Source organism: Kribbella sp. NPDC050281 (assembly GCF_040655855.1).
In the GTDB taxonomy this organism is placed as follows: domain Bacteria; phylum Actinomycetota; class Actinomycetes; order Propionibacteriales; family Kribbellaceae; genus Kribbella.
Genome location: NZ_JBFAKS010000106.1, coordinates 1 through 1,345, shown reverse-complemented (window position 1 = coordinate 1,345; position 1,345 = coordinate 1). Strand labels below are relative to the sequence as shown.

At 66.5% G+C, this 1,345-nt stretch carries 1 protein-coding gene; it reads right to left on the bottom strand.

Annotation, left to right across the window (positions count from 1 at the left end):
- Positions 1 to 30: 30 nt before the first annotated feature.
- Positions 31 to 1,301, bottom strand: a protein-coding gene (locus AB0I34_RS44135) for an IS3 family transposase (RefSeq protein ID WP_360458736.1) whose coding sequence is annotated in 2 segments (ribosomal slippage) — positions 31 to 1,028 and positions 1,028 to 1,301 — 1,272 coding nt in all. Because the reading frame shifts where the segments join, the coding sequence is not laid out codon by codon here.
- Between the last annotated feature and the right edge of the window lie 44 nt (positions 1,302 to 1,345).

The window sequence follows — 1,345 nt, the reverse complement described above, 5'->3', positions numbered from 1 at the left end:
TGAACCGTCCCGGGGTTGGTGCGCCCTCGGTTATGTGAGTGCGACCGGTTGGTCGTCGCGGGTTTGTGCATAGTAGTTGGCCTCGGCTTCGGCGGGTGGGCGTCGGTCGAGGCGGTGCATGAGCCTGGTGGTGTTGTACCAGTGGATCCAGGCTGCGGTGATGGCCTCGAGGTTGCTGAGGCCGGTGAGTGGTCCGCGCCGGAACGGAGAGTCGTCGCGGATGCATTCGGTCTTGTAGAGCCCGATGGTGGTCTCGGCCAGTGCGTTGTCGTAGGCGTCGCCGACGGTCCCGATCGACGGGCTGATTCCGTGCAGGTGCAGGGTCTCGGTGAAGTGCACAGACGTATATTGCGACCCGGCGTCGGAGTGGTGAATCGTCTTGTTCCGTAGGGGTTTGCCCTGCCTGACGCGCAAGGCGGCGGCCTGGGCGATGGCCCGTTCGACGAACGCAGTGTGTTTGGACGTCGAGCACTCCCAGCCCACGATCAGCCCGGCGAAGGCGTCGATCACGAACGCGGTGTAGGCGAACGTGGCGCCTGCCAGGCGTACGTAGGTGAAGTCCGCGACCAGCAGCCGGTTCGGTGCCGGCACCCGGAACCGGCGCTCGACCAGATCCGGAGCCCGGGTCGCGGACGGGTCCGGGATCGTGGTGCGGACCTTCTTGGCCCTGGTCGCGCCACGCCACCGGTTCGCTCGCATCAGCCGCTCGATGGTGCAGCGCGCGACCTGGATGCCTTGACGCCGCAGGTGAGCCCACATCTTCAGCGACCCGTACAGCGACTCCGGTGGCCGCCGGCCGTGCTCGTCGGGCTCGTAGTACCCGGCCAACACCCCGGTGATCGTGGTGTCCCACAGGGCCCGTTTCGACGGCGCCCGCCGGGCCCAGGCGTAGTAGGTCCTCGGGGCGATCGTGCAGCCGTGCGCACTCAGCGCGGCACAGATCGAAGCGACCCCGAACCGAGCCTTCTGCTCGGCAATGAACGCACAGATCACCGCTGTCGCGGGTCGCTCTCCCGCGCGAAGAAACTCGTCGCCTCCTTGAGGATCTCGATCGTGCGTTCCAGCTCGGCGTTCTTCCGCTTCAGCTCACGGATCTCCCGCGCCGACTCCGATGTCACCCCATCGGCCTGACCGGTGTCGATCTGGGCCTGGCGCACCCAGCGGCGCAACGTCTCAGACGTCATCCCCAACCGCGCCGACACCGCCCTGATCGCAGCCCACTCAGAGTCGTAATCATCAACATGGTCAAGGACCAGACGAACCGCCTTGGCCCGGGTCTGCTCGTCGTACTTGCTCGGCATGACTGCCACCTTCCCAACGAAGGAGGTGTGCATCAAACCCGGGG